Source organism: Bacillus sp. 01N45, from assembly GCF_056399205.1.
Genome location: NZ_JBFTQW010000013.1, coordinates 1 through 21,440 on the forward strand (window position 1 = coordinate 1; position 21,440 = coordinate 21,440).

The 21,440-nt window shown below is 37.6% G+C and carries 15 protein-coding genes and 13 tRNA genes; 22 read left to right on the plus strand and 6 right to left on the minus strand.

From position 1 onward, the window contains the following. Window positions 1-74 precede the first annotated feature (74 nt). The 16 genes from AC1DMU_RS24060 to AC1DMU_RS24135 all read left to right on the plus strand — a co-directional run bounded on the left by AC1DMU_RS24060 (window position 75) and on the right by AC1DMU_RS24135 (window position 4,482). Window positions 75-148, plus strand: a tRNA-Pro gene (locus AC1DMU_RS24060). 14 nt (window positions 149-162) lie between these two features. Next, a tRNA-Ala gene (locus tag AC1DMU_RS24065) sits at window positions 163-235 on the plus strand. Between the two features lie 20 nt (window positions 236-255). Beyond that, window positions 256-332: transfer RNA gene (locus tag AC1DMU_RS24070), tRNA-Met, on the plus strand. A gap of 4 nt (window positions 333-336) precedes the next feature. Further along, a tRNA-Ile gene (locus tag AC1DMU_RS24075) sits at window positions 337-413 on the plus strand. A 17-nt stretch (window positions 414-430) separates the two neighbouring features. Next, a tRNA-Ser gene (locus tag AC1DMU_RS24080) sits at window positions 431-523 on the plus strand. 27 nt (window positions 524-550) lie between these two features. Next, window positions 551-627 (plus strand) — tRNA-Met (locus AC1DMU_RS24085). A gap of 11 nt (window positions 628-638) precedes the next feature. Beyond that, window positions 639-725 (plus strand) — tRNA-Asp (locus tag AC1DMU_RS24090). Between the two features lie 10 nt (window positions 726-735). Further along, a tRNA-Lys gene (locus tag AC1DMU_RS24095) sits at window positions 736-811 on the plus strand. A 13-nt stretch (window positions 812-824) separates the two neighbouring features. Beyond that, window positions 825-895, plus strand: a tRNA-Gly gene (locus tag AC1DMU_RS24100). Window positions 896-905: 10 nt separating this feature from the next. Beyond that, a tRNA-Ile gene (locus AC1DMU_RS24105) sits at window positions 906-982 on the plus strand. A gap of 7 nt (window positions 983-989) precedes the next feature. Further along, window positions 990-1,064, plus strand: a tRNA-Asn gene (locus AC1DMU_RS24110). Window positions 1,065-1,070: 6 nt separating this feature from the next. Further along, window positions 1,071-1,161: transfer RNA gene (locus AC1DMU_RS24115), tRNA-Ser, on the plus strand. Between the two features lie 5 nt (window positions 1,162-1,166). Then, window positions 1,167-1,238, plus strand: a tRNA-Glu gene (locus tag AC1DMU_RS24120). Between the two features lie 211 nt (window positions 1,239-1,449). Next, on the plus strand, window positions 1,450-1,980 hold the full coding sequence (locus AC1DMU_RS24125) for a sigma-70 family RNA polymerase sigma factor (RefSeq protein ID WP_087984940.1): 531 nt from the start codon (window positions 1,450-1,452) through the stop codon (window positions 1,978-1,980). Next, window positions 1,973-3,001 (plus strand): DUF4179 domain-containing protein, encoded by a 1,029-nt coding sequence (locus tag AC1DMU_RS24130; protein ID WP_088064690.1) that lies wholly within the window; start codon window positions 1,973-1,975, stop codon window positions 2,999-3,001. Before AC1DMU_RS24125 ends, AC1DMU_RS24130 begins: the two co-directional genes overlap by 8 nt. A gap of 536 nt (window positions 3,002-3,537) precedes the next feature. Continuing rightward, window positions 3,538-4,482, plus strand: a complete 945-nt coding sequence (locus AC1DMU_RS24135; protein WP_060632710.1) for an L-lactate dehydrogenase — start codon at window positions 3,538-3,540, stop codon at window positions 4,480-4,482. Between the two features lie 173 nt (window positions 4,483-4,655). On the opposite strand, the gene AC1DMU_RS24140 is transcribed toward AC1DMU_RS24135, so the two are convergent. Next, a complete protein-coding gene (locus AC1DMU_RS24140) occupies window positions 4,656-8,879 on the minus strand; it encodes a S8 family serine peptidase (RefSeq protein ID WP_088064689.1) in 4,224 nt (1,407 codons plus the stop codon). 32 nt (window positions 8,880-8,911) lie between these two features. Beyond that, on the minus strand, window positions 8,912-9,517 hold the full coding sequence (locus tag AC1DMU_RS24145; protein ID WP_088064688.1) for a CalY family protein: 606 nt from the start codon (window positions 9,515-9,517) through the stop codon (window positions 8,912-8,914). 471 nt (window positions 9,518-9,988) lie between these two features. Here AC1DMU_RS24145 and glgB point away from each other — a divergent pair, with 471 nt between their 5' ends. From glgB to glgP, 5 genes are all read left to right on the plus strand, one after another. Next, the gene (gene glgB, locus AC1DMU_RS24150) at window positions 9,989-11,926 is read left to right on the plus strand and encodes a 1,4-alpha-glucan branching protein GlgB (RefSeq protein WP_060486611.1); all 1,938 of its coding nucleotides are present in this window, start codon (window positions 9,989-9,991) and stop codon (window positions 11,924-11,926) included. Then, complete coding sequence (gene glgC / locus AC1DMU_RS24155; RefSeq protein ID WP_000057613.1) at window positions 11,874-13,004, plus strand: glucose-1-phosphate adenylyltransferase; 1,131 nt, start codon at window positions 11,874-11,876, stop codon at window positions 13,002-13,004. Before glgB ends, glgC begins: the two co-directional genes overlap by 53 nt. An 18-nt stretch (window positions 13,005-13,022) precedes the next feature. After that, complete coding sequence (gene glgD, locus AC1DMU_RS24160; protein ID WP_000504142.1) at window positions 13,023-14,057, plus strand: glucose-1-phosphate adenylyltransferase subunit GlgD; 1,035 nt, start codon at window positions 13,023-13,025, stop codon at window positions 14,055-14,057. Window positions 14,058-14,170: 113 nt separating this feature from the next. After that, the gene (gene glgA / locus AC1DMU_RS24165) at window positions 14,171-15,601 is read left to right on the plus strand and encodes a glycogen synthase GlgA (protein ID WP_002203738.1); all 1,431 of its coding nucleotides are present in this window, start codon (window positions 14,171-14,173) and stop codon (window positions 15,599-15,601) included. Between the two features lie 18 nt (window positions 15,602-15,619). Continuing rightward, the gene (gene glgP, locus AC1DMU_RS24170; RefSeq protein WP_087984936.1) at window positions 15,620-18,028 is read left to right on the plus strand and encodes a glycogen phosphorylase; all 2,409 of its coding nucleotides are present in this window, start codon (window positions 15,620-15,622) and stop codon (window positions 18,026-18,028) included. A 120-nt stretch (window positions 18,029-18,148) separates the two neighbouring features. On the opposite strand, the gene AC1DMU_RS24175 is transcribed toward glgP, so the two are convergent. The 3 genes from AC1DMU_RS24175 to AC1DMU_RS24185 all read right to left on the minus strand — a co-directional run bounded on the left by AC1DMU_RS24175 (window position 18,149) and on the right by AC1DMU_RS24185 (window position 20,038). Beyond that, window positions 18,149-18,283 (minus strand): hypothetical protein, encoded by a 135-nt coding sequence (locus AC1DMU_RS24175; RefSeq protein ID WP_002015803.1) that lies wholly within the window; start codon window positions 18,281-18,283, stop codon window positions 18,149-18,151. 76 nt (window positions 18,284-18,359) lie between these two features. Then, window positions 18,360-19,082: a lipase family protein gene (locus AC1DMU_RS24180; protein ID WP_001260119.1), complete on the minus strand. Its 723-nt coding sequence runs from the start codon at window positions 19,080-19,082 to the stop codon at window positions 18,360-18,362. A 173-nt stretch (window positions 19,083-19,255) separates the two neighbouring features. Continuing rightward, window positions 19,256-20,038: a TIGR00266 family protein gene (locus AC1DMU_RS24185; protein WP_001147830.1), complete on the minus strand. Its 783-nt coding sequence runs from the start codon at window positions 20,036-20,038 to the stop codon at window positions 19,256-19,258. A gap of 321 nt (window positions 20,039-20,359) precedes the next feature. Between AC1DMU_RS24185 and cspD the strand changes: the two genes are divergently transcribed. Next, window positions 20,360-20,560, plus strand: coding sequence for a cold-shock protein CspD (gene cspD, locus AC1DMU_RS24190; protein ID WP_001193052.1), 201 nt, complete (start codon window positions 20,360-20,362; stop codon window positions 20,558-20,560). 43 nt (window positions 20,561-20,603) lie between these two features. Here cspD and AC1DMU_RS24195 read toward each other — a convergent pair whose 3' ends face one another. After that, window positions 20,604-21,335: a yteA family sporulation protein gene (locus tag AC1DMU_RS24195; RefSeq protein WP_088064686.1), complete on the minus strand. Its 732-nt coding sequence runs from the start codon at window positions 21,333-21,335 to the stop codon at window positions 20,604-20,606. Window positions 21,336-21,440: the final 105 nt, after the last annotated feature.

The following is a 21,440-nucleotide window of genomic DNA, read 5'->3' on the forward strand; positions in this document are numbered from 1 at the left end:
CTCAATTGGATAGAGCGTTTGACTACGGATCAAGAGGTTAGGGGTTCGACTCCTCTCGGGCGCGCTTTTATTAACGGGAAGTGGCTCAGCTTGGTAGAGCACCTGGTTTGGGACCAGGGGGTCGCAGGTTCAAATCCTGTCTTCCCGATTTTCCAAAAACACGGGGCCTTAGCTCAGCTGGGAGAGCGCCTGCCTTGCACGCAGGAGGTCAGCGGTTCGATCCCGCTAGGCTCCACTTATTTTAATATATTTTATGGCGGTGTAGCTCAGCTGGCTAGAGCGTACGGTTCATACCCGTGAGGTCGGGGGTTCGATCCCCTCCGCCGCTACCATAAAGGACCTTTAGCTCAGCTGGTTAGAGCAGACGGCTCATAACCGTCCGGTCGTAGGTTCGAGTCCTACAAGGTCCACCACTAAAGCTTTATATCTCGGAGGTATACCCAAGTTCGGCTGAAGGGATCGGTCTTGAAAACCGACAGGCGGCGAGAGTCGCGCGGGGGTTCGAATCCCTCTACCTCCTCCATTTTTTCTAAATTAAATATTTTATCATCGCGGGGTGGAGCAGCACGGTAGCTCGTCGGGCTCATAACCCGAAGGTCGCAGGTTCAAATCCTGTCCCCGCAACCAAATGGTCCCGTGGTGTAGTGGTTAACATGCCTGCCTGTCACGCAGGAGATCGCCGGTTCGACCCCGGGTTGGGGGTTCAAGTCCTCTAGTCGGCACCACTTTCAAAATGAGCCATTAGCTCAGTTGGTAGAGCATCTGACTTTTAATCAGAGGGTCGAAGGTTCGAATCCTTCATGGCTCACCATTTACAATTTAATGCGGGTGTAGTTTAGTGGTAAAACAAGAGCCTTCCAAGCTCTGGTCGAGAGTTCGATTCTCTTCACCCGCTTTTCAATTATGGGCCTATAGCTCAGCTGGTTAGAGCGCACGCCTGATAAGCGTGAGGTCGATGGTTCGAGTCCATTTAGGCCCACCATAATTATTCCGCAGTAGCTCAGTGGTAGAGCTATCGGCTGTTAACCGATCGGTCGTAGGTTCGAGTCCTACCTGCGGAGCCATATTATAGAGAAGTACCCAAGTGGCTCAAGGGGCTCCCCTGCTAAGGGAGTAGATCGCGAACGCGGTGCGAGGGTTCGAATCCCTTCTTCTCTGCCAGAATTGGCCCGTTGGTCAAGTGGTTAAGACACCGCCCTTTCACGGCGGTAACACGGGTTCGAATCCCGTACGGGTCATACTAAAAGAGATAGCATAATCTGCTATCTCTTTTTTGTTGTGTAAAAGCGGACTTTGGATAGTCTGCTTTTTTTTATGGGTTTTTTGTGTCTTTAATGCTTGATAGTAATTATTGCAATAAGTTGTAGGAGATTTATATATATGCATTTATTTTTGCAACCTTTTTATTCTCTCATTCGACTATATTAGTAAAGGGAGGAAGAAATAAAAATGGACATAGCCTATCTAGTAAACCAAGCAACAAGAGGAAATGATCAAGCATTTGAACAACTTATTACTTTTGTTCGCCCAAAGCTATATCGAACAGCCTATTCTTATGTAAGAAATGAACAAGATGCACTGGATATATACCAAGAAACAATTTATGAAGCATATCTTTCATTGAGAAAATTAAAAAAGCCGGAGAAATTTCAAAGTTGGATTACTAAAATTCTTGTTTTTAAATCCATTGATTTTGTAAGAAAGTCCTCTAGACAATTTGTTGCGAATGATGAAATGTTATCTAATTTATGTACAGAAGAGAGCATGAATAAATTAGAGCAATCGCTGGATTTAACCGAGGCATTTAATTTCTTAGATCCTACTTACAAAACCATTATTTTATTAAGGTATTATCACGATTTATCTATTAAGGAAATTGCTGAGGTTCTTAATTCTCCAGAAGGAACGGTAAAATCTCAATTACATCGAGCAAAGCAAGCCTTACGCCCCATTTTAAAGGAGGGATATAGTTATGAATAAAGAAGAAATTAATCACCATATCAATGATATTCCTATACCAGAAGATCGGTTAATTCAAAGAGAAAAAACAGCCATGCTTCAAGCTAAGAAAAATCAGTACCGTAGAAAAAAAACAATTAAGTATTCTAGTCTTATTGCTTGTGGAATATGTGTTTCTCTCTTAGGTTTTGGATTCATTTCTCCTACCATGGCAAAGACATTATCGGGTGTTCCAGTTATAGGCTCCATTTATGCACAATTTAATGATATTGCTTCTGATAAAATTGAAAAGGATGAGCTTGCCACATCAATTGAGAGACGAGATAGTCATAGTGGTTTAACGATGAATGTGAAAGAAGCTGTTTACGATGGTGGACGTTTAGTGGTCACGGTGGAATACAAAGGAGAGAATCCTATTTCCAAAAGTAATGAAGAGAAAGCTGGATTTAGTTATATAACCATTAATGGGAAAGAAGTCAGAGCTGCAATTGGTTCTACTTCACAGAAGTCAAAAGGACAAAACACCATTATTGAGCAGCATGAATTTACTCTGGCTAATTACGGTGAATTTGGTGATAAAATTGATGTTTCCGTCCATGGGAAAGATTTATTTGAACAAACAGGAATATGGAACGTAGCATTTCCTCTTACAAAAGTTGAAGGTGAGATTCATAAATTCACTCCTAATATAAAAACATCAACGAAAGATAATTTATATGCATTAACAGTAAATCAAGTAACCTTTTCTTCACTTTCAACGAGGATTGATTTGACCTTTGATTATCCAAAAGAAATGGAAGCTAATGATAGCTGGCCAGCACTTGATTATACCGTAACTGATGATAAAGGAAAAATCTACGAAGGAGTCAGCTTGCAAGTTGGTAGCACGGGACTATACGGACACCATATTGTTTTAGCTCTTCCACCAATGGATAATCCTCCAAAATCCTTAACAATTGAACCTACGTATCTTAGTGATCTAAATGATACATTAAAAAATGGAGGTGCTGAAGATTTAAAAACGACTGTGTTGCTACAATAATTAAAGAGCTTTGCTAGGTTCACATGTTTATTGACTGTTAATAAGTGACGGTATGTTAATTTGACGTGTATGGAAAAAACATCGCTGTCCAGCTAAGATAAATTTGTATCCATATAATCAAAAGACGCTATTCTTTTTGTAGAAATATACAGAAAGGATGGCGTTTGTTATGCTGTTATCATTGTCGGTTTTTGTCGGTAAGTCGATATATTGCAAAAATCGCTGATATATTTGGAGTTACGGTCCATATATTTAAAAAATCGCTGATATAATTTCACTTACCGACAAAAACATAAGAAAATCCCTTTCACAATCTAAAGAAAACGTCTCCATTGAGATGGATTCCACACCTATTCCATCAACTTTACACTCTATGTGAAAAAGTTCACAAATAGGCCATAATTTGTGAAGTAATTCACAATAATACGTGCTACAATATGAATGTAAAGAAGTTAAACAACATTAAATTAGTATTTTAATTAATTACTTAAACAATCATAAAAAATATATGTGAACAATAGAGAGGGGAAATTACCATGAAAAAAGGTATCAATCGTGTAGTATTAGTAGGAACAGGAGCTGTAGGTTGTAGTTACGCTTACTCAATGATCAACCAAGGTGTAGCTGAAGAATTCGTATTAGTAGATGTTAATGAAGCAAAAGCAGAAGGGGAAGCAATGGACTTAAGCCATGCGGTACCATTCTCTCCATCACCAACAAAAGTTTGGAGCGGTAGCTATGCAGATTGTAAAGATGCAGATCTAGTTGTTATCACTGCTGGATTACCACAAAAGCCAGGTGAAACTCGTTTAGACTTAGTTGAGAAAAATACAAAGATCTTTAAACAAATCGTTCGCGGCATTATGGATAGCGGGTTCGATGGAATCTTCTTAATCGCAACTAACCCAGTTGATATTTTAACTTACGTAACTTGGAAAGAATCTGGTTTACCAAAAGAGCGCGTAATCGGTTCTGGTACTACTTTAGACTCTGCTCGTTTCCGTTACATGTTAGGTGACTACTTAGATGTAGATCCACGTAACGTTCATGCTTACATCGTTGGTGAACACGGTGACACTGAACTTCCAGTATGGAGCCACGCTACTATCGGTGTACAAAAACTAGAAACAATCTTAGCTAACAACGAACAGTACAAACAAGAAGACTTAGATAAAATCTTCGAAAATGTACGCGATGCAGCTTACCATATCATCGAGCGTAAAGGTGCAACTTACTACGGAATCGGTATGTCACTACTTCGTGTAACTAAAGCAATCTTAAGCAACGAGAACAGCGTATTAACTGTATCTGCATACCTTGAAGGACAATATGGTGAGAAAGATGCTTTCGTAGGTGTTCCAGCTGTTATTAACCGCGAAGGTGTACGTGAAATCGTAGAACTTGAGCTAAATGAAGAAGAAAAAGCGAAATTCGCTCATTCTGTAAAAGTATTAAAAGAAACAATGGCACCAGTACTATAATAATTGCTAAATAATTCAGAGGCGGGAAACTGCTTCCTACCTCTGAGTTTTTATATAATTTAATATAAATTCCTTTTCCGGTTTCCCTTGTATATCCCCAATATACCCCTTTTGCTGGATAAGGGTCGTTTATAGAAAAGAGCACTCTACTTTATATAGAGTGCTCTTTATTATTATTTTTTAGGTGTTAATCCTAATTTCTTTAAAATATCTGCCAGTGTACCGCTTTTTGATTTTTCAACAGGTATTTGTGATTTAGATGCATCTGGTCCTTTTTTCAAGAAGTTCTTTTCAACGAAACGAATATCTTTTTCGTCGACAATGCCATCTTTGTTAAGGTCGCCGTCTTTCACAGATAGTCCTTTTTTACCATAGTTGCTAGCGATAATTTCAGCATCTTTCATATCAATTACTTTATCAGCATTTACATCGCCAGCAAGGTTTTCGTCAGGTCGTGCATAATAATATTGACCAAGTAGTTTACCATCTTTTTCAGTACCTAGTTTTGTAGTTAGTCGGCTTGTTAAATGTCCTGGAACCTCCACGTATAAGTTATAATCACGTTTATTAACAGGAAGTCCATTCAATTTGAAGTAACCGTATTTATCAAGTGAGCCTTCAAACTTATGACGGTAAGAATCTGTTGCATATACTTTTACACCAAGCTTTGTATAATCAAATTTCTCATCTAAATATCCACGTTCATTTAAGAATGCACCAGGTTTAATATTTCCTTCTACTTTTGAGTTTAAAGACATAACTGAGAATGTTTGATCTTGAAGCACACGCATTCTGCTTGGCTCTGATTCACCTTGTTTCCAGTAAACGAACACCGGTAAATCTAATTGAGCATTTGCTTCATAAAACTCATCATTTTCTACCTTGAAAGTTACATCAATGAACGGGAAGTCACCATCTAATCCGGCGAAGTTTTTATCATCGATAGCTCCGCCTACTGTAACAGAACCTTCTTCTAGTTTCGGCTCATTTACTTTTGCGGTTACCCCTTTTTCAGAAAGGAGTTTTTCAAAAGTAGGATTCAATTTCGCATTTGCAAATTTGAAGTTCTTCTCTAGGAATTTTACGTTAAATTCTCCAGATACAAATTGTTTCACATGTTTGGCGTTTAGTGTCACAGTGAATTCATCATCTTTATATAATTCTTTTTTATCATAACTAGCTTTTGCATATTGAGCACCTTGCGGAATAAACCAATAGTTATTTACACCGCTTGGATAGTCAGGACCTGCAGTTGCATAATCGAAAATATATACGCCTGTGTTCATTGGACCTTCAGTTTTAAAGGAATCAGGTGTAATACCAACTTTAAAGTCACCATTTTCAGTAATAGGTAAAAACTTGTGCAAGTAGGGAGAATAGTCATAGTACATAACGCCGTTCGCTTCTTGCGTAATGTTTAATCCTTTTCCTCTTAAGTAGTCAACGTTAGAATCATATACATTTCCTTTAACCCATAGTGCTTTTTTACCGTCTTCTACTGTATAGTTTTCTTCATTTAATTCATAAATACCAGGCTGTAATCCAGTTAATTTCACTTCTGGCGGTGTATTATCAATTACGACATAATCACCTTTCACACGTGCTTTCCCGGCTTTATCGTAGCCAACAAATTCAATTGTGTAATCTCCTTCTGGTAAGTCGATTTTTTCATCACCAATTGGTTTTGCAGGATCATTTGTAAAAGGATACACTCTGCCGTTAAAGAATGAATCTAAATAGTAATACACATCTGTTTTTAATCCACTCGTGTTTAATGTTCCGATGAAGCCAAGTGCTTTATTTGTTTTGGAATCTTTCACGATAAGATCTAACGTTTCAAGTTCGCTATTTAATTGGAACGCCCCGTGAACATATGATTCGCGGTATGGATTGAATGTAGATGTATCAGTTGAGATTGTTTTTCTTGATAATAGTGCATTTTCAATACCAGGCTCTGACACACGAATAGAGAACGGAATTTGATACGTTTCTTCTTTATTTTTCGTATTTGTAATATGAATATATCCTTCATATCGGCCTTGCTTTGCACCAGCAGGAATATTAATTTTTGCTTCAATTTCATCTGATTTACCAGCATCAATCGTAATTGTTTCAGAAGTAGAAATTTTTACACCGTTTGCGGTAGCGTCATTAATGGCAGAAGAAGCTGGTGTATAAGAAATTTCTGTTTTAAATTCTTTCTTCTCTTGTTTATTGCGGTTTTCAATTTTAATTTTTCGTTTTTGTTCAATGGATTCCCCGTCTTTTTGATAGTATTTACCGAATGCAATGGATCCAGTTTCGTCTGGTACTTCAATCACTTCATCATTGACAATTGTTTTTGTCGTATCTAACACTTTAAAACTTGTTTCCGTGTGAACAGAGTTATAAGCATCTACTCGTCCAGCTCCAACTTCATATACGGAATACTTTTCTTTTAAATCATCAGCTGTGTTCATAAGAGATGCCTTTACATCGAATGGAGAGTATTCTGGGTGTTCTTGCAAAATAAGAGCAGCAACGCCAGCGATATGAGGAGATGCCATGGATGTTCCTTGCATACGTTCATAGGAAACATCGTAGTTTTCACCTTCTTGCGGGTCGTTAATATATTCAGGTACTGTTGAAAGTACCGCAACACCAGGCGCTGTAATATCAGGTTTAATATCATCATTTGATGTAACAGGGCCGCGTGAGCTAAAGTCTGCAAGATGATCGCCTTCTGTTTGAATATAATTTATTTCATCGAAAGTTAAGGATGTTTTGCCTTGTTCAATTTGAGCTTTTAGTTTTTCGCCATCTTCTTTCGTTAGGCGGAATGCTGGAATGTATTTTGTACTTTCGCCAATATAGTAAGGAATTTCTCCATCCACATTGTTATAAATAATAACTGCTTTTGCACCAGCTTGTTTCGCATTTGCGATTTTTTCATCAAACGAGATTGTACCACGTGCAACGAGAGCGATTTTTCCTTTTACATCTTTTTTACTAAACTCGTCAGGAGTACCGATTCCTACAGATTCAATAGGGAGAGATTGTCCTTTGAAATCCTCTATTTTATCAGTGAAGTTTTTGCCGAATAAAATTAGGTTAGGGAATTGTAATTGCCCAGCATGACCGGATAGTTTCGGTAAGGAAATAGAGCTATCACTTGCTCCAACTGTAATAGCAAATGGAGAAGCGCCTGGTGACCCAAGTGTCGCTGGATTTGGGCCAGAGTTCCCGGCAGCAACGACTGTAAAAACGCCCGAAAGCATTGCGTTATTGACAGCGATAGACGTTGGATCAAGCGGATTGTTGCTATCGTCACCTAACGATAAGTTAATGACGTTCATACCGTCAGAAATAGATTTATCGATTGCAGCAATAATACCAGAACTATCGCCGCTTCCGTAAGGACCTAGTACACGATAGTTATACAGTTCAATGTCAGGTGCAACACCTTTTACTGCGGAATCTGATTTATTTTTCTTTTGAGCAGAAACGATACCTGCTACGTGAGTACCATGCGCAGTATAGAAGGAAGAACCACGATCATCAAATTCAGGAGCGCCAGATTGTTGCCACTCTGTATAAGTTGTTTCCATCGGATCTGCATCGTTATTAATAAAGTCCCAACCTTTTACGGAGTTTGGGTCTACCTTACTAGAATCCTCACCCGATTTTGCGCGATAGCCTTTATACACGTCTTTTAAGTCAGGGTGATTGTAATCAATACCTGTATCTAGTACACCAACTTTAATTCCTTTTCCGGTAATGCCCTCGCTATGTAACTTATCTACCCCAATTTGGGGAATGCTATCTGTTAGTTTTTGAGGTGCTTTCTGCTCTGCTTGTTTTGGTAAATTTAATTTCACTTCGTAATCTTTCCAAATACGTTTTACAACGCCAATGCGTAACAATTCTTCAACTGTATTTGCAGGTAACGTTAGCGCAACACCATTTATAGCGTGCTTATAAGAACGTTTAATTAGTACAGACTGGAAATTCCCTGATTTTACTGATGGGCTGAATTGATAAAGGCGTTTTAATCCTTTTTGGAATTCCTCATGTTCTTGATCAATACGTGCCTTTATATTTTCAGGAGCAGCTTGTAATCCTTTTTCTTTTTGTTTTAATTCATTAATCTTTACTGGAGCAGTTTGAAATTCTACAATGATATTTACTGGTTCAGAACTACTCGTATTAATATCTGGCGAAATAGTAAAACCAGGATTGGCATCTAACGTTTGTAATGCTTGGCGCTGTTCTTTAGAAAGTTTTGATAGTAAAGACTGGGCGTTTGAAGAGTCAATTTGGTTAATAGGGTTTTCAGCAAGTACATTGAACGGAAGGGCAGTTGAAAATAGAACGCCAGCCGTCACAATTCCGGTAACAAAACGATTTTTCTTTTTCATATATAGGCCTCCGATAATTTATATTTTAAAAATTATTTCTCCACGCCTGGTGTTTGTTCTGCATGAAATGTCCAGTTTAGCTGCAGGGAATCACCCTGGAATTTATTTTGATCTTGGTCGTTGTCTTCAAAGGAGAAGAGAACGTGTAAATAATCTGTTTCACCAGATTTAATACCATCTATTAAGTTATGACGTTCTAGAGAAGTAGCTACATCCTCCGGTTTCATAGTTTTTAATTCTGATAATTTTGTTTCCCACAAAATTTCATGATCATCGTTTGGATTAGATGGCTTTCCATCATTCACTAAAAATTTGACGATGATGTGATCGCCTAAATCTTCACCATCATTATTTTGCTTTGCATCTGTAACTTCATAGGATGTTTCAAGTGCTACTTTTGCAATATGCAATGTTCCTTTATTTTCAAGCTTGAAGTTTCTTTCAATCAAATCACCTGGTTTTAAATCTTTCACATTAACAATTACACTTGGGTTAATAGAAAGATCTAGTGTACCAGCTTGAAATGAGTTACTAGATGTTTCAGAATCACTGAAATAGGCGAATACACCGCCGAATGTAAGGGATAAGCCAAGTGAAGCTGTGACAACTCCCATTCCAACCTTTTGTTTTAATGACATAAGAAAGCCTCCTAATTTAATTTTTTATCAAACTTTTTCTTGGAGCATGGACAGAGTAAACATAGTGTTTCAGTATGAATTATATTTGCGAGAGTTCGTAGTTCTTTATTGAGAACAAGTATATGCTTATGAATTTTCCATTTCAATAAAATTGTGACAAAAAATGTTGAGAAACATTTTTTTATGACAGATTATTTTGTTGTGATTTTAAGTGATAAATAGCAAGTAAAATAGAATCAATCTAATGAAATAAAGGTTGAGAAATAAATAATAGGATGAAAGCCTAGTAGGAAATGAAGCGTTCGCAATGGATATTCGTCAAAATTCGATATTTTACACAGTAAATTTGAATATTTTAAGCGAAATTAAAGAAAAAAACGAATATTTTTTAAAAAATAACAAGGATATTTCAGTTTTTCGCAGAAATGATAAAGAGTAAAAAATTTCTGTCATCTTAGTGAGGTGAACATATTGGATGTAATAAATTGTGAAGAAGTGAAACGAGATGAGTTTCATACAGAAAAGTACTATGACAGTTATAACATCTTTGGGGCACATATTGTGACGGAAGATGGGATGCGAGGTGTACGATTCACAGTATGGGCTCCTCATGCGAAAGCAATGAGTGTTGTTGGAGATTTTAATGAATGGGATTATGAGCAACATAAGATGCTACAAGTGACAGAAGAGGGGATTTGGTCCTTGTTTGTACCGCATATTGAAGAGAATGAGATATATAAGTATGCGATTGAAACGATGGATGGTGACGTTATTTTAAAAGCAGATCCTTACGCAGTATATGCAGAAGTAAGACCAAATACGGCATCTGTAGTTTTTGATATAGAGGGATATGAATGGAATGATAAAAACTGGATTCGTAAGAGAAAGAAAAAATCGATTTATAAAGAAGCGATGACAGTTTATGAATTACATTTCGGTTCTTGGAAAAAGAAAGAAGATGGCGCTCTGTATTCTTATAGAGAAATGGCCGAGGAGCTCATTCCGTATGTGGTGGAACATCAATTTACACATATTGAAATTATGCCGCTTGTTGAGCATCCATATGATCGTTCTTGGGGATATCAAGGGACGGGATATTATGCAGCGACAAGTAGATTCGGCACGCCACATGATTTGATGTATTTTGTCGATGAATGTCATAAATATGGAATCGGTGTCATTTTAGATTGGGTGCCGGGGCATTTTTGTAAAGATGCTCACGGTTTATATTTGTTTGATGGGACACCGACTTATGAATATAAAGATATAGATGTACAAGAAAACCTAGTATGGGGAACTGTTAATTTTGATTTAGGGAAGAGGGAAGTACGTAATTTTTTAATTTCAAATGCGTTATTTTGGATGAAGTATTTCCACATTGACGGTTTCAGGGTGGATGCAGTTGCGAATATGCTGTACTGGAATAAAGAAGGACAAGAGCAAAGTAATGAGCACGCTGTTTCATTTTTACGAGAGTTAAATGAAGCGGTGTTTGCAGAAGATGAAGATTTTCTTATGACAGCAGAAGATTCAACAGCTTGGCCACTTGTAACAGCTCCAACGTATGAAGGTGGGCTTGGGTTCAATTACAAATGGAATATGGGCTGGATGAATGATGTGCTGAAATATATGGAGTGTGCGCCTGAGTACAGGAAGTATATTCATGAGAAAATGACGTTCTCTTTAATATATGCTTACTCTGAAAATTTCATATTACCGCTTTCTCATGATGAAGTCGTTCATGGGAAAAAGTCGTTATTAAATAAAATGCCAGGAGATTACTGGGATAAGTTTGCTCAACTTCGTTTATTATATGGATATTTCTTTACTCATCCAGGTAAGAAATTGCTCTTTATGGGTGGAGAATTCGGGCAGTTTGATGAGTGGAAAGACCTTGAAGATTTAGATTGGAATTTACATGATTTTGAAATGCATCGTTATATGCATGATTACTTTAAAGAGCTCATAGCATTGTATAAGCGCTCCAAACCACTTTGGCAGCTTGATCATTCACCTGAAGGATTTCAGTGGATAGATGCTAATAATCATGAGCAAAGTATTTTCTCGTTTATCCGCCAAGGGGATAAACAAGAAGATGCGTTAGTTGTCGTATGTAATTTTACGAAAGCTACATATGAAAACTATAAAGTAGGTTTGCCAGATTTCGAGTATTATAACGAGATTTTAAACAGTGACGCTGAGCAATATGGCGGATCGGGGCAAGTGAATAAGAAACGTCTCAAGACGATTCAAGAACCGTATCATAATCAAGCGGCACATGTAGAAATTACAATTCCACCATTTGGCGTATCCATATTACGACCAGTGAAGACGAGAAAGGGGAGCAAAAAACAAGATGGCTCAAAAGCAAAAGTGCGTAGCAATGTTACTAGCAGGGGGAAAAGGTAGTCGATTAAGTGCATTAACAAAAAATTTAGCCAAGCCAGCTGTTCCATTTGGTGGTAAATATCGCATTATTGACTTTACGCTAAGTAACTGTGCGAATTCTGGTATTGAAACGGTTGGGATTTTGACGCAATATCAACCACTCGAACTTCATAATTATATCGGAATCGGCAATGCTTGGGATTTAGACCGAGTAAGCGGTGGAGTCACAGTGTTACCTCCTTATGCGGAGTCTTCAGGTGTGAAGTGGTACACAGGTACAGCAAGTGCCATTTATCAAAACTTAAACTATTTAAGTCAATATGAACCAGAGTATGTTCTGATTTTATCAGGCGATCATATTTATAAAATGGATTACAGTAAAATGCTAGATTACCATATTGAGAAAGAAGCGGACGTTTCGATTTCTGTTATTGAAGTGCCGTGGGATGAAGCGAGTCGCTTCGGTATTATGAATACGAACGAAGAGATGGAGATTGTTGAATTTGAAGAGAAACCGCAATTTCCAAGAAGTAATCTTGCATCAATGGGAATTTATATTTTTAACTGGGCAATTTTGAAAGAGTATTTAGAGATGGATGCAAGAAATCCTGAATCTAGTAATGATTTCGGAAAAGATGTACTTCCGCTTTTATTAGATGAAGGGAAAAAGCTGATGGCGTATCCGTTTGAAGGATATTGGAAAGATGTTGGAACGGTGAAAAGCTTATGGGAAGCGAATATGGATTTACTTCGCGATGAAACATCGCTGAATTTAAACGATCGTAATTGGCGTATTTATTCTGTGAATCCAAATGAGCCACCTCAATATATTGCAGAAAAGGCAAAAGTAGAAGAATCACTTATTAACGAAGGATGCGTCATTGAAGGGGACGTGAAGCATTCTGTATTATTCCAAGGGGTGACGGTGGAAGAAGGTAGTATGGTTATTGATTCCGTCGTTATGCCAGGAGCGAAGATTGGTAAAAATGTTGTGATTGAAAGAGCGATTGTTGGATCGGAAATGGTTATTGAAGATGGAACAATTATTCGTCCAGAAAAAAATGTCGACGATGTAGTACTCATTGCTGAAGGGAAATAGAAAAGGGGGATGAAATGAATGGGAGAAAAAATGTTAGGAATTATTAATGCAACGGGAAGTTTTCCTTCCTTAAAGAAAGTAACAGGGCATCGTTCATTAGCGGCGTTACCATTTGGGGGCCGTTATCGACTCATTGATTTCATGCTTTCAAATATGGTGAATTCTAATATTCATAGTGTAGCGGTTTTTACAAGTCATAAAAACCGTTCACTAATGGACCATGTTGGTTCAGGAAAACAGTGGGATTTAGATAGAAAAAGAGACGGACTGTTTTTATTCCCGCCAAATTGCCAATGTGACCAAGATGAATTTGGGTCTTTTGCACATTTTAGAAGACATATTGATTATTTTTTAAGAGCTAGAGAAGAATACGTTGTTATTACGAATAGCCATCTCGTAACAGCATTAAATTTTCAAGCGGTGTTAGAGCGACATATACATACGGCAGCTGATATTACTGAAGTTTGCCATGAAGGGGTTTCGCTTCAAACATACGTGTTAAAGAAACAATTATTGTTAGATTTATTTGAGACATATAAAGATGTGGAGCAATACAGTTTATTTGATGTAGTGAGAGAAAAGCGCGGAAAATCACTGCATATTGCTACGTATGAGCATACAGGATATGTAGCTATTATTGATTCAATTGAAAGTTACTATAAACATAGCTTAGAAATTTTGCAACCTGCTATTTGGAAGCAATTATTTAAGAAAGAAGCACCGATCTTTACGAAAGTAAAAGATGAACCACCAACTCGTTACCTGAAGGGTGCAGCCGTGAAAAATACAATGATTGCAAACGGCAGTATTATTGAAGGAGAAGTAGAAAATAGTGTTATCTCCCGTTCTGTTAAAATTGGAAAAGGCTCAATTGTTCGTAATAGCATTATTATGCAAAAGAGCAAAATTGGAGATAACTGTATAATAGACGGTGTTATTATTGATAAAGACGTGAAAATTGGTGACGGTGTTGTACTAAAAGGAAACGCCGATGAGCCATATGTTGTAGAAAAAGGAAGCATTCAAAACAGTACGATTAATAGTTATTCTTAAAAGAATCAGTGGGGGTTTTTCCTCCACTGATTAAAGCATTCATTCAAATGAAAACTCGAAGGGAGGAAGCTGCAAGGGAAGTCGTATAAGCTTTTCGTGCAGTGGGACAACAAGTGAATATTTTATTTGCAGTATCAGAATGTGTACCATTTGTTAAATCGGGAGGATTAGCTGATGTAGCAGGTGCGCTCCCAAAAGAGCTAAAAAAATTAGGCGTGGACGTTCGCATTATACTTCCAAATTATAGTCTTATTCCGCAAAAATTAAGGGATGGATGTACGTTACATAAAGTAATTAACGTCCCGCTTGGGTGGAGAAATCAATATTGCGGAATTTTAAAAGGTGAGCAAGACGGGATTACGTATTACTTAATAGATAATGAATATTATTTTAAGAGAGATTCTCTATATGGTCATTATGATGACGGAGAGCGTTTTTCTTATTTTTCGAAAGCAGTTTTAGAGTGTATTCCGCATCTTGATTTTGAAGTGGATGTTCTTCATAGCCACGATTGGCATACAGCTATGGTGAATTTCTTACTGCGTGAAAAGTATCAAGATAATCCATTATATGAGCATATTAAAACGGTGTATACGATTCATAATTTGCAGTTCCAAGGTGTATTTCCTCCTGAAGTGATGTACGACTTGTTAGAACTTGGTGATGAATATTTTCATAGTGAGCAGCTAGAGTTTTATGGAAATGTGAACTTTATGAAGGGCGGAATTATTGCTTCTGATCAAATTACAGCGGTTAGCCCGACATACAAAGAGGAAATTCAATATGAGTTTTTCGGTGAGAAGTTAGATGGGTTGTTACGAAAAAATAATGGTAAGCTTAGCGGCATCGTAAATGGAATTGATACGAGCGTATATAATCCAGAAACAGATTCGTATATTACTGCTCAGTATGATGCAGAGTCATTAGAGGAAAAGAATGAAAATAAACGCGCCTTGCAGCGTTATTTTGGTTTGCCAGAAAAAGAAGATACACCAATTATTTCGATGGTAACGAGATTAACGAAGCAAAAAGGTCTTGATTTAGTACGTACTGTATTCCGCGAAATAATGGAGGAAGATGTGCAATGTATTATTTTAGGATCAGGTGATTCTGAATATGAACAATTCTTTGAGTGGATGGCATACGAGTATCCTGAGAAGGTAAAAGTGTATATCGGATTTAATGAAGAACTAGCCCACCAAGTGTATGCGGGAAGTGATTTATTCTTAATGCCATCACTATTTGAACCGTGTGGACTTGGACAACTTATCGCATTAGCGTACGGTACAATTCCGATTGTAAGAGAGACAGGCGGATTAAATGATACTGTACAATCTTATGACGAAGAAACTGGAGAAGGAAATGGTTTCAGTTTCACGAACTTTAATGCGCATGACATGTTGCACACGGTTCTTCGTGCGATTGAATTTTATCATGATAAACCGGTATGGGAGCAGCTTGTAAAACAAGCGATGACTGAAGATTATAGCTGGGAGAAATCAGCTCTTGCCTATAAGAAATTGTATAAAAGTCTCATGGAATAACATGTAGGTGGTGAAGAAATGTTTACTCATGTTGAAAGTTTCAAATCAGCTTTTCTAGAAAAGTTAGAGACGATGTATGGTAAAAGTTTTAAAGACTCTACAACTCGTGATCAATACAATACGCTTGGGTACATGGTACGTGAGTATATGAATAGTCAATGGATTGCAACGAACGAAAGTTATCGGTCTGGAGAGCAAAAGCAAATGTATTACTTATCCATTGAGTTTTTACTTGGGCGTTTGCTTGGAAGTAACATATTAAATTTAGGCATCAGGGATGTATGTGAGCAAGGACTTTCTGAGCTTGGGATTTCTTTGCAACAGTTAGAAGAGGTGGAAGCAGATGCAGGTCTTGGAAATGGTGGACTTGGACGATTAGCAGCCTGTTTCCTTGATTCACTTGCATCTTTAAACTTACCAGGTCATGGCTGTGGAATTCGTTACAAGCACGGCTTATTTGATCAAAAAATTGTTGATGGTTATCAAGTTGAATTTCCAGAACAGTGGCTTCTTCATGAAAACGTATGGGAAGTAAGAAGGCATGATCAAGCTGTAGAGGTAAGTTATTTCGGCAATGTTGAACCGCTATACATTGACGGGCGTTTAGAGTTCAGGCATACGAATGCAGAAGTGATTATGGCAGTACCATATGACGTTCCAGTAGTAGGTTATGAGACGAGTACTGTAAATACACTCAGACTTTGGAATGCTGAACCAGTTCCTTTCCCGCAAAATTGCAAAGATATTTTGAAATATAAGCGTGAAACAGAGGCGGTATCGGAGTTTTTATATCCAGATGATACGCATGATGAGGGGAAAATACTTCGTTTGAAGCAACAGTATTTCCTCGTATCAGCAAGTTTGCAAAATATCGTTCGTATGCATAGAGAAAGATATGGTGACCTTCGTCAATTACATGAGAAAATTGCGATTCATATTAATGATACACATCCAGTTTTGGCGATTCCAGAACTAATGCGTATTTTATTAGATGAAGAAAAACTAGCATGGGAAGAAGCTTGGCACATAACGACACAAACGATTTCTTATACGAATCATACGACGTTATCAGAAGCGCTTGAGAAGTGGCCAATTCACATTTTTAAACCGTTATTACCGAGAATTTATATGATTATTGAAGAGATTAATGAACGTTTCTGTCATGAACTTTGGGAACGTTATCCATATGAATGGCATCGTATTGAAGAGATGGCGATTATTGCGCATGATCTTGTGAAAATGGCTCATTTAGCAATTGTCGGTAGCCATAGCGTAAATGGTGTAGCAAAAATTCATACGGAAATTTTAAAGCAACGTGAAATGCGATTGTTTTATGAGTTTTATCCAGATAAGTTTAATAATAAAACGAATGGAATTGCTCATAGACGCTGGTTAATGAAGGCGAATCCGCAGCTGACAAACCTTATTTCGGAGGCGATTGGAACAGAGTGGAAGAAAGAACCGATTAAGCTTCAAGAGCTACAATTAGTTCAATATGATGCGAGTTTTCAAGAGAAATTTGCAGAGGTAAAACAAGAGCGTAAAGAGATTTTAGCGGAGCGTATTCATAATAAAATGGGGATTACAATTGATCCTAATTCTATTTTTGATGTGCAAGTAAAAAGACTACATGCTTACAAACGACAACTATTAAACGTTCTTCATATTTTATATTTGTATAACCGTTTGAAAGAGGATGCTAGTTTTACATTTTATCCGCGTACTTTTATCTTTGGAGCGAAAGCATCACCTGGCTATTACTATGCGAAAAAAATTATTAAATTAATCAATGAACTCGCAAGGAAAGTGAATAATGATCCGTACGTAAGCCAATATATGAAAGTTATCTTTCTAGAAAACTATCGAGTGTCTTTAGCGGAAGATATATTCCCAGCTGCGGATGTGAGTGAGCAAATTTCAACTGCGAGTAAAGAAGCATCAGGAACAGGGAATATGAAATTTATGATGAATGGTGCGATTACACTCGGAACGTTAGACGGAGCTAATGTTGAAATAAAAGACCGGGTCGGTGATGATAACTGTTTCATTTTTGGCTTAACAGCGGAAGAGGTTCTTCATTACTATCAAAATGGTGGATATCGTGCAAGTGATTATTATCACCACAATATGCATATTAAAAAAGTAGTAGATCAGTTAACGAATGGTTTCTTTGCACATTCGGGAGCTGAATTTGAAGCGATTTATGATTCTCTCGTAATTCAAAATGATGAATACTTCGTTCTGCGAGATTTTGGTCCATATGCGGAAAGACAAGAAGCTGTCGGTAGAGCGTATGAAAACCGAACGAAGTGGCTAGAAATGTCGATTTTAAATATTGCACAGTCTGGTCATTTTGCGAGTGATCGAACGATTTTACAGTATAGTAATGAGATTTGGAGTATTGGTAATGCCGTTACACAGTATTAGGTGAAAGTCCCTTTTGAAGGGACTTTTATTCATGGAGACAAAGTGTATTCACTTTTAAAAGAGGAATATAATTGCTAAAAAACGAGCTTAATCTCATTAAGCTCGTTTTTCCTTTTTTGCTTAAGAAAGAAATGGGATGGCAGTATACATGATACCTGTTCCACCATATTCTCCAGTCGCAAAGTATGAAAATGTAAAGAAACCCGTAAACGTAAAAATTACAATGAGAAAAAGTGCAAAGATAAATTTTAGCATGTAAGGTCCCCTCATCCAAAAATAACTTCATATATTATTATAGTATAAGGATATAGGGTTTCCAATCATTACCTGGTTAAAAATGAGAAGTCAGACATGTTTTGTATGTTGTCATGGCATGATTATTTGTAATAGATTTTGTGTTTTTTGTAAAAGTCATGTTGTGATGAACGTGTGCATATTCCCAGTCTTGGTCATTAAAATGGACATTGCGCGGAGGGAGAAGAGGAACGACATCAAATAAATTAACGAAGCGAAAGCTACTAGCTACTTGTAGTTTATAATAATTACGAAATGCAATATCGCCCACTTTGGGAGAGGCAAATGTATAAAGACCGTACTGTGCGAAGGCGGTGTTGATACGCGCATCGAGTATATGTAGTGTGGCGAGCGCGCCGCCTAAGCTATGACCTGTTGCAAGGAGTTTTTTATGGGCTGGTAGTGATACGAGCATATCCATAATAGAATCTCGGCAAGATTCATAAATGGAAAGAAAGCCGTTATGGACATTTCCGCTGTTTAAAGCATATGGGTATGGTTTTTGGTTAACGAGTGAATCGATAATCCAGTCTGTATCTGTTTGTGTTCCGCGAAAAGCTACAATAATCGTATCCTCAGATTCTAGTATGAATCCGAACCATTCTGTCGTTTGAATGGTTTTTCCTTGAAAGCCTTGTACATATTGAAAACCATCCGGTATTTCGAAAATCCCATTTTGTTTATATTGTTCATACGTTAACTCACAACAAGAAGCTAACAATATGGCGGTATCTTTATCGAAGGATAAAGGAGTACGCATTAAGGAAGCCCTCCTTAAGAAAAGGTATAGTTCAATATATGCAGTGAGGGACTTGATTCATTCTTTTGGAGGGGGCAAATAGTTTGTATCGCGTATATAAATTAGTGGATGAAATTATAGCGACTTATGGACGAATCATGCCAAAATAAAACAGCACCCTATAAGGGCACTGTTTACTCTTTTCCATCTAATAAACGTCCAAGTCCGCCTAAGACGCTGCCTTCACCGCTGTTTTGAGCTGCTGGGCTTGTAAGACGTGCTGCTAAACGGCTAAGTGTTAAGGACTGAATCCAAACCGTTCCAGGACCTTCTAACGTTGCGAAGAATAAGCCTTCGCCGCCAAATAGAGCTGTTTTTACTTTTCCAACGAACTCGATATCGTAGTTAACGTCTTTTGTCATGGCAACGAGACAACCTGTATCGATGCGAAGTCTTTCGCCAGGTTTTAATTCACGCTTATATACAGTTCCTCCTGCATGCATGAAAGCGAGTCCATCACCTTCAAGTTTCTGCATGATGAAACCTTCACCACCGAAGAAACCAGTTCCAATTTTTTTCGTAAACTCAATTCCGATAGAAACGCCCTTTGCTGCACAAAGAAACGCGTCTTTTTGACAAACGACTTTCCCTTGATATTGTGTTAAATCAACAGGGATGATTTTTCCTGGATAAGGAGCGGCGAATGATACGTGGCGCTTGCCATGACCTGTATTTGTAAAGACAGTCATAAACATACTTTCACCTGTAACAAGACGCTTACCAGCGCCCATTAATTTACCGAATAGACCACTAGATGGGCCAGAACCATCACCGAAAATGGTTTCCATTTCGATATGATCTTCCATCATCATCATTGCGCCAGCCTCTGCGATAACGCTTTCTTCTGGATCTAATTCAATTTCAACAAACTGCATATCATCGCCATATAATTTATACTCGATTTCATGTGCTTGCATTTTTTCACCTCATCATATGTAGTAATTATATTGTACAGAAATCAAAGGAATTAGAATACTGTAGATTTGTTAATTTTTGAATAAAAATAGAATGAAAATTTAAGGTTATACTAGGATTATAAAAAACGATGGGTTGAAAGTGTTCTCATTTGACGTTTTTGACATAGCATGATATAGTGAAAATACTATTGAGCTACATAATGTGGTACGGAAATAAAGCACGTTGTATTAAAGGCTGTAAGCTTGTTATACATTCATGTCCTTTATATCCACCTTTTCATGTGGATTCATAGTTTCATTTTTATTTAGGAGGTACATGACATGCAAACAGGTAAAGTTAAATGGTTTAACGGCGAAAAAGGTTTTGGCTTCATCGAAGTTGAAGGCGGAGAAGACGTATTCGTACATTTCTCAGCTATCCAAGGCGACGGCTTCAAAACTTTAGAAGAAGGTCAAGAAGTTTCTTTCGAAATCGTTGAAGGAAACCGCGGACCACAAGCAGCTAACGTTACAAAAAACTAATTAGCTAGCGAAAAAAAGCATTCCGAATTTCGGAATGCTTTTTTTATTCTTTGGAGCTAGATTCATTTGAAGATAACTCGCCTTTGAAAGTACGCTCTTCAAAGTCATCAAGCATTTGTTCATACTCTTCATGTTCTTCTGTGGCGAAAACTTGAGGATTTTTGCCATACATGTCTGTTCCTATAAAATTTTCGAAATCCTCTACATACCCAACATTTTCTTCACTATTTACGTACATGCCATTATAGTTTTTGAAATCCTGTCTTTCTAAATCGGACGGTGTTTCTGATGTCCCATAATTTGCGACATCTTGCCATGCATCTTCAGCATCGTATTCTACAGAATGATCTTCGTCGTGCTTGTGAAAAGAAGGAGCCAACACCTCTTCTTCAACTGGTCGCGTGTTCATATTTAATTTATTTGTAGTGTGCTGAATACATGTTGTAGCGGTTGGCATTGCCTCTAATCTTTCAAACGGAATTTCTTCGCCAGATACTTCGCAAATTCCATACGTACCTTCTTCAATTTTTTGCAGGGCATGTTTTGTATCTTCTAGCTGCTTATGCCAAAATTCGATGAGCCCGAAATCTTTCTCACGTTCGTACAATTCTGTAGCCATATCACCTGGATGATTGTCATAGCTAGATAATTCTCCAACAGAATCGCGTTCAGAAGCACGATCTGTATTCTCATGAGTTTGTATTGTTTGTTCAACTTCTTGCTGTTGTTTTTCTAAAATAGATTTAAATTGATTTATTTGTTGTGGAGTTAACATAGTCGTCCACCTTCCTACAATTCAGTTTCTTTACATAGTATGAGCGTTGAGAGTAGGAATTATGAGCTGAAATTGGTATATGAAAAAGGAGCCACGTCAGCAGCT

Excerpts from the sequence above, each read along its gene's own strand:
- AC1DMU_RS24125 (WP_087984940.1), top strand. The coding sequence starts at position 1,450 with ATGGACATAGCCTATCTAGTAAACCAAGCAACAAGAGGAAATGATCAA.
- AC1DMU_RS24130 (WP_088064690.1), top strand. The coding sequence starts at position 1,973 with ATGAATAAAGAAGAAATTAATCACCATATCAATGATATTCCTATACCA.
- AC1DMU_RS24135 (WP_060632710.1), top strand. The coding sequence starts at position 3,538 with ATGAAAAAAGGTATCAATCGTGTAGTATTAGTAGGAACAGGAGCTGTA.
- AC1DMU_RS24140 (WP_088064689.1), bottom strand. The coding sequence starts at position 8,879 with ATGAAAAAGAAAAATCGTTTTGTTACCGGAATTGTGACGGCTGGCGTT.
- AC1DMU_RS24145 (WP_088064688.1), bottom strand. The coding sequence starts at position 9,517 with ATGTCATTAAAACAAAAGGTTGGAATGGGAGTTGTCACAGCTTCACTT.
- glgC (WP_000057613.1), top strand. The coding sequence starts at position 11,874 with ATGGCTCAAAAGCAAAAGTGCGTAGCAATGTTACTAGCAGGGGGAAAA.
- glgD (WP_000504142.1), top strand. The coding sequence starts at position 13,023 with ATGGGAGAAAAAATGTTAGGAATTATTAATGCAACGGGAAGTTTTCCT.
- glgP (WP_087984936.1), top strand. The coding sequence starts at position 15,620 with ATGTTTACTCATGTTGAAAGTTTCAAATCAGCTTTTCTAGAAAAGTTA.
- AC1DMU_RS24175 (WP_002015803.1), bottom strand. The coding sequence starts at position 18,283 with ATGCTAAAATTTATCTTTGCACTTTTTCTCATTGTAATTTTTACGTTT.
- AC1DMU_RS24180 (WP_001260119.1), bottom strand. The coding sequence starts at position 19,082 with ATGCGTACTCCTTTATCCTTCGATAAAGATACCGCCATATTGTTAGCT.
- AC1DMU_RS24185 (WP_001147830.1), bottom strand. The coding sequence starts at position 20,038 with ATGCAAGCACATGAAATCGAGTATAAATTATATGGCGATGATATGCAG.
- cspD (WP_001193052.1), top strand. The coding sequence starts at position 20,360 with ATGCAAACAGGTAAAGTTAAATGGTTTAACGGCGAAAAAGGTTTTGGC.
- AC1DMU_RS24195 (WP_088064686.1), bottom strand. The coding sequence starts at position 21,335 with ATGTTAACTCCACAACAAATAAATCAATTTAAATCTATTTTAGAAAAA.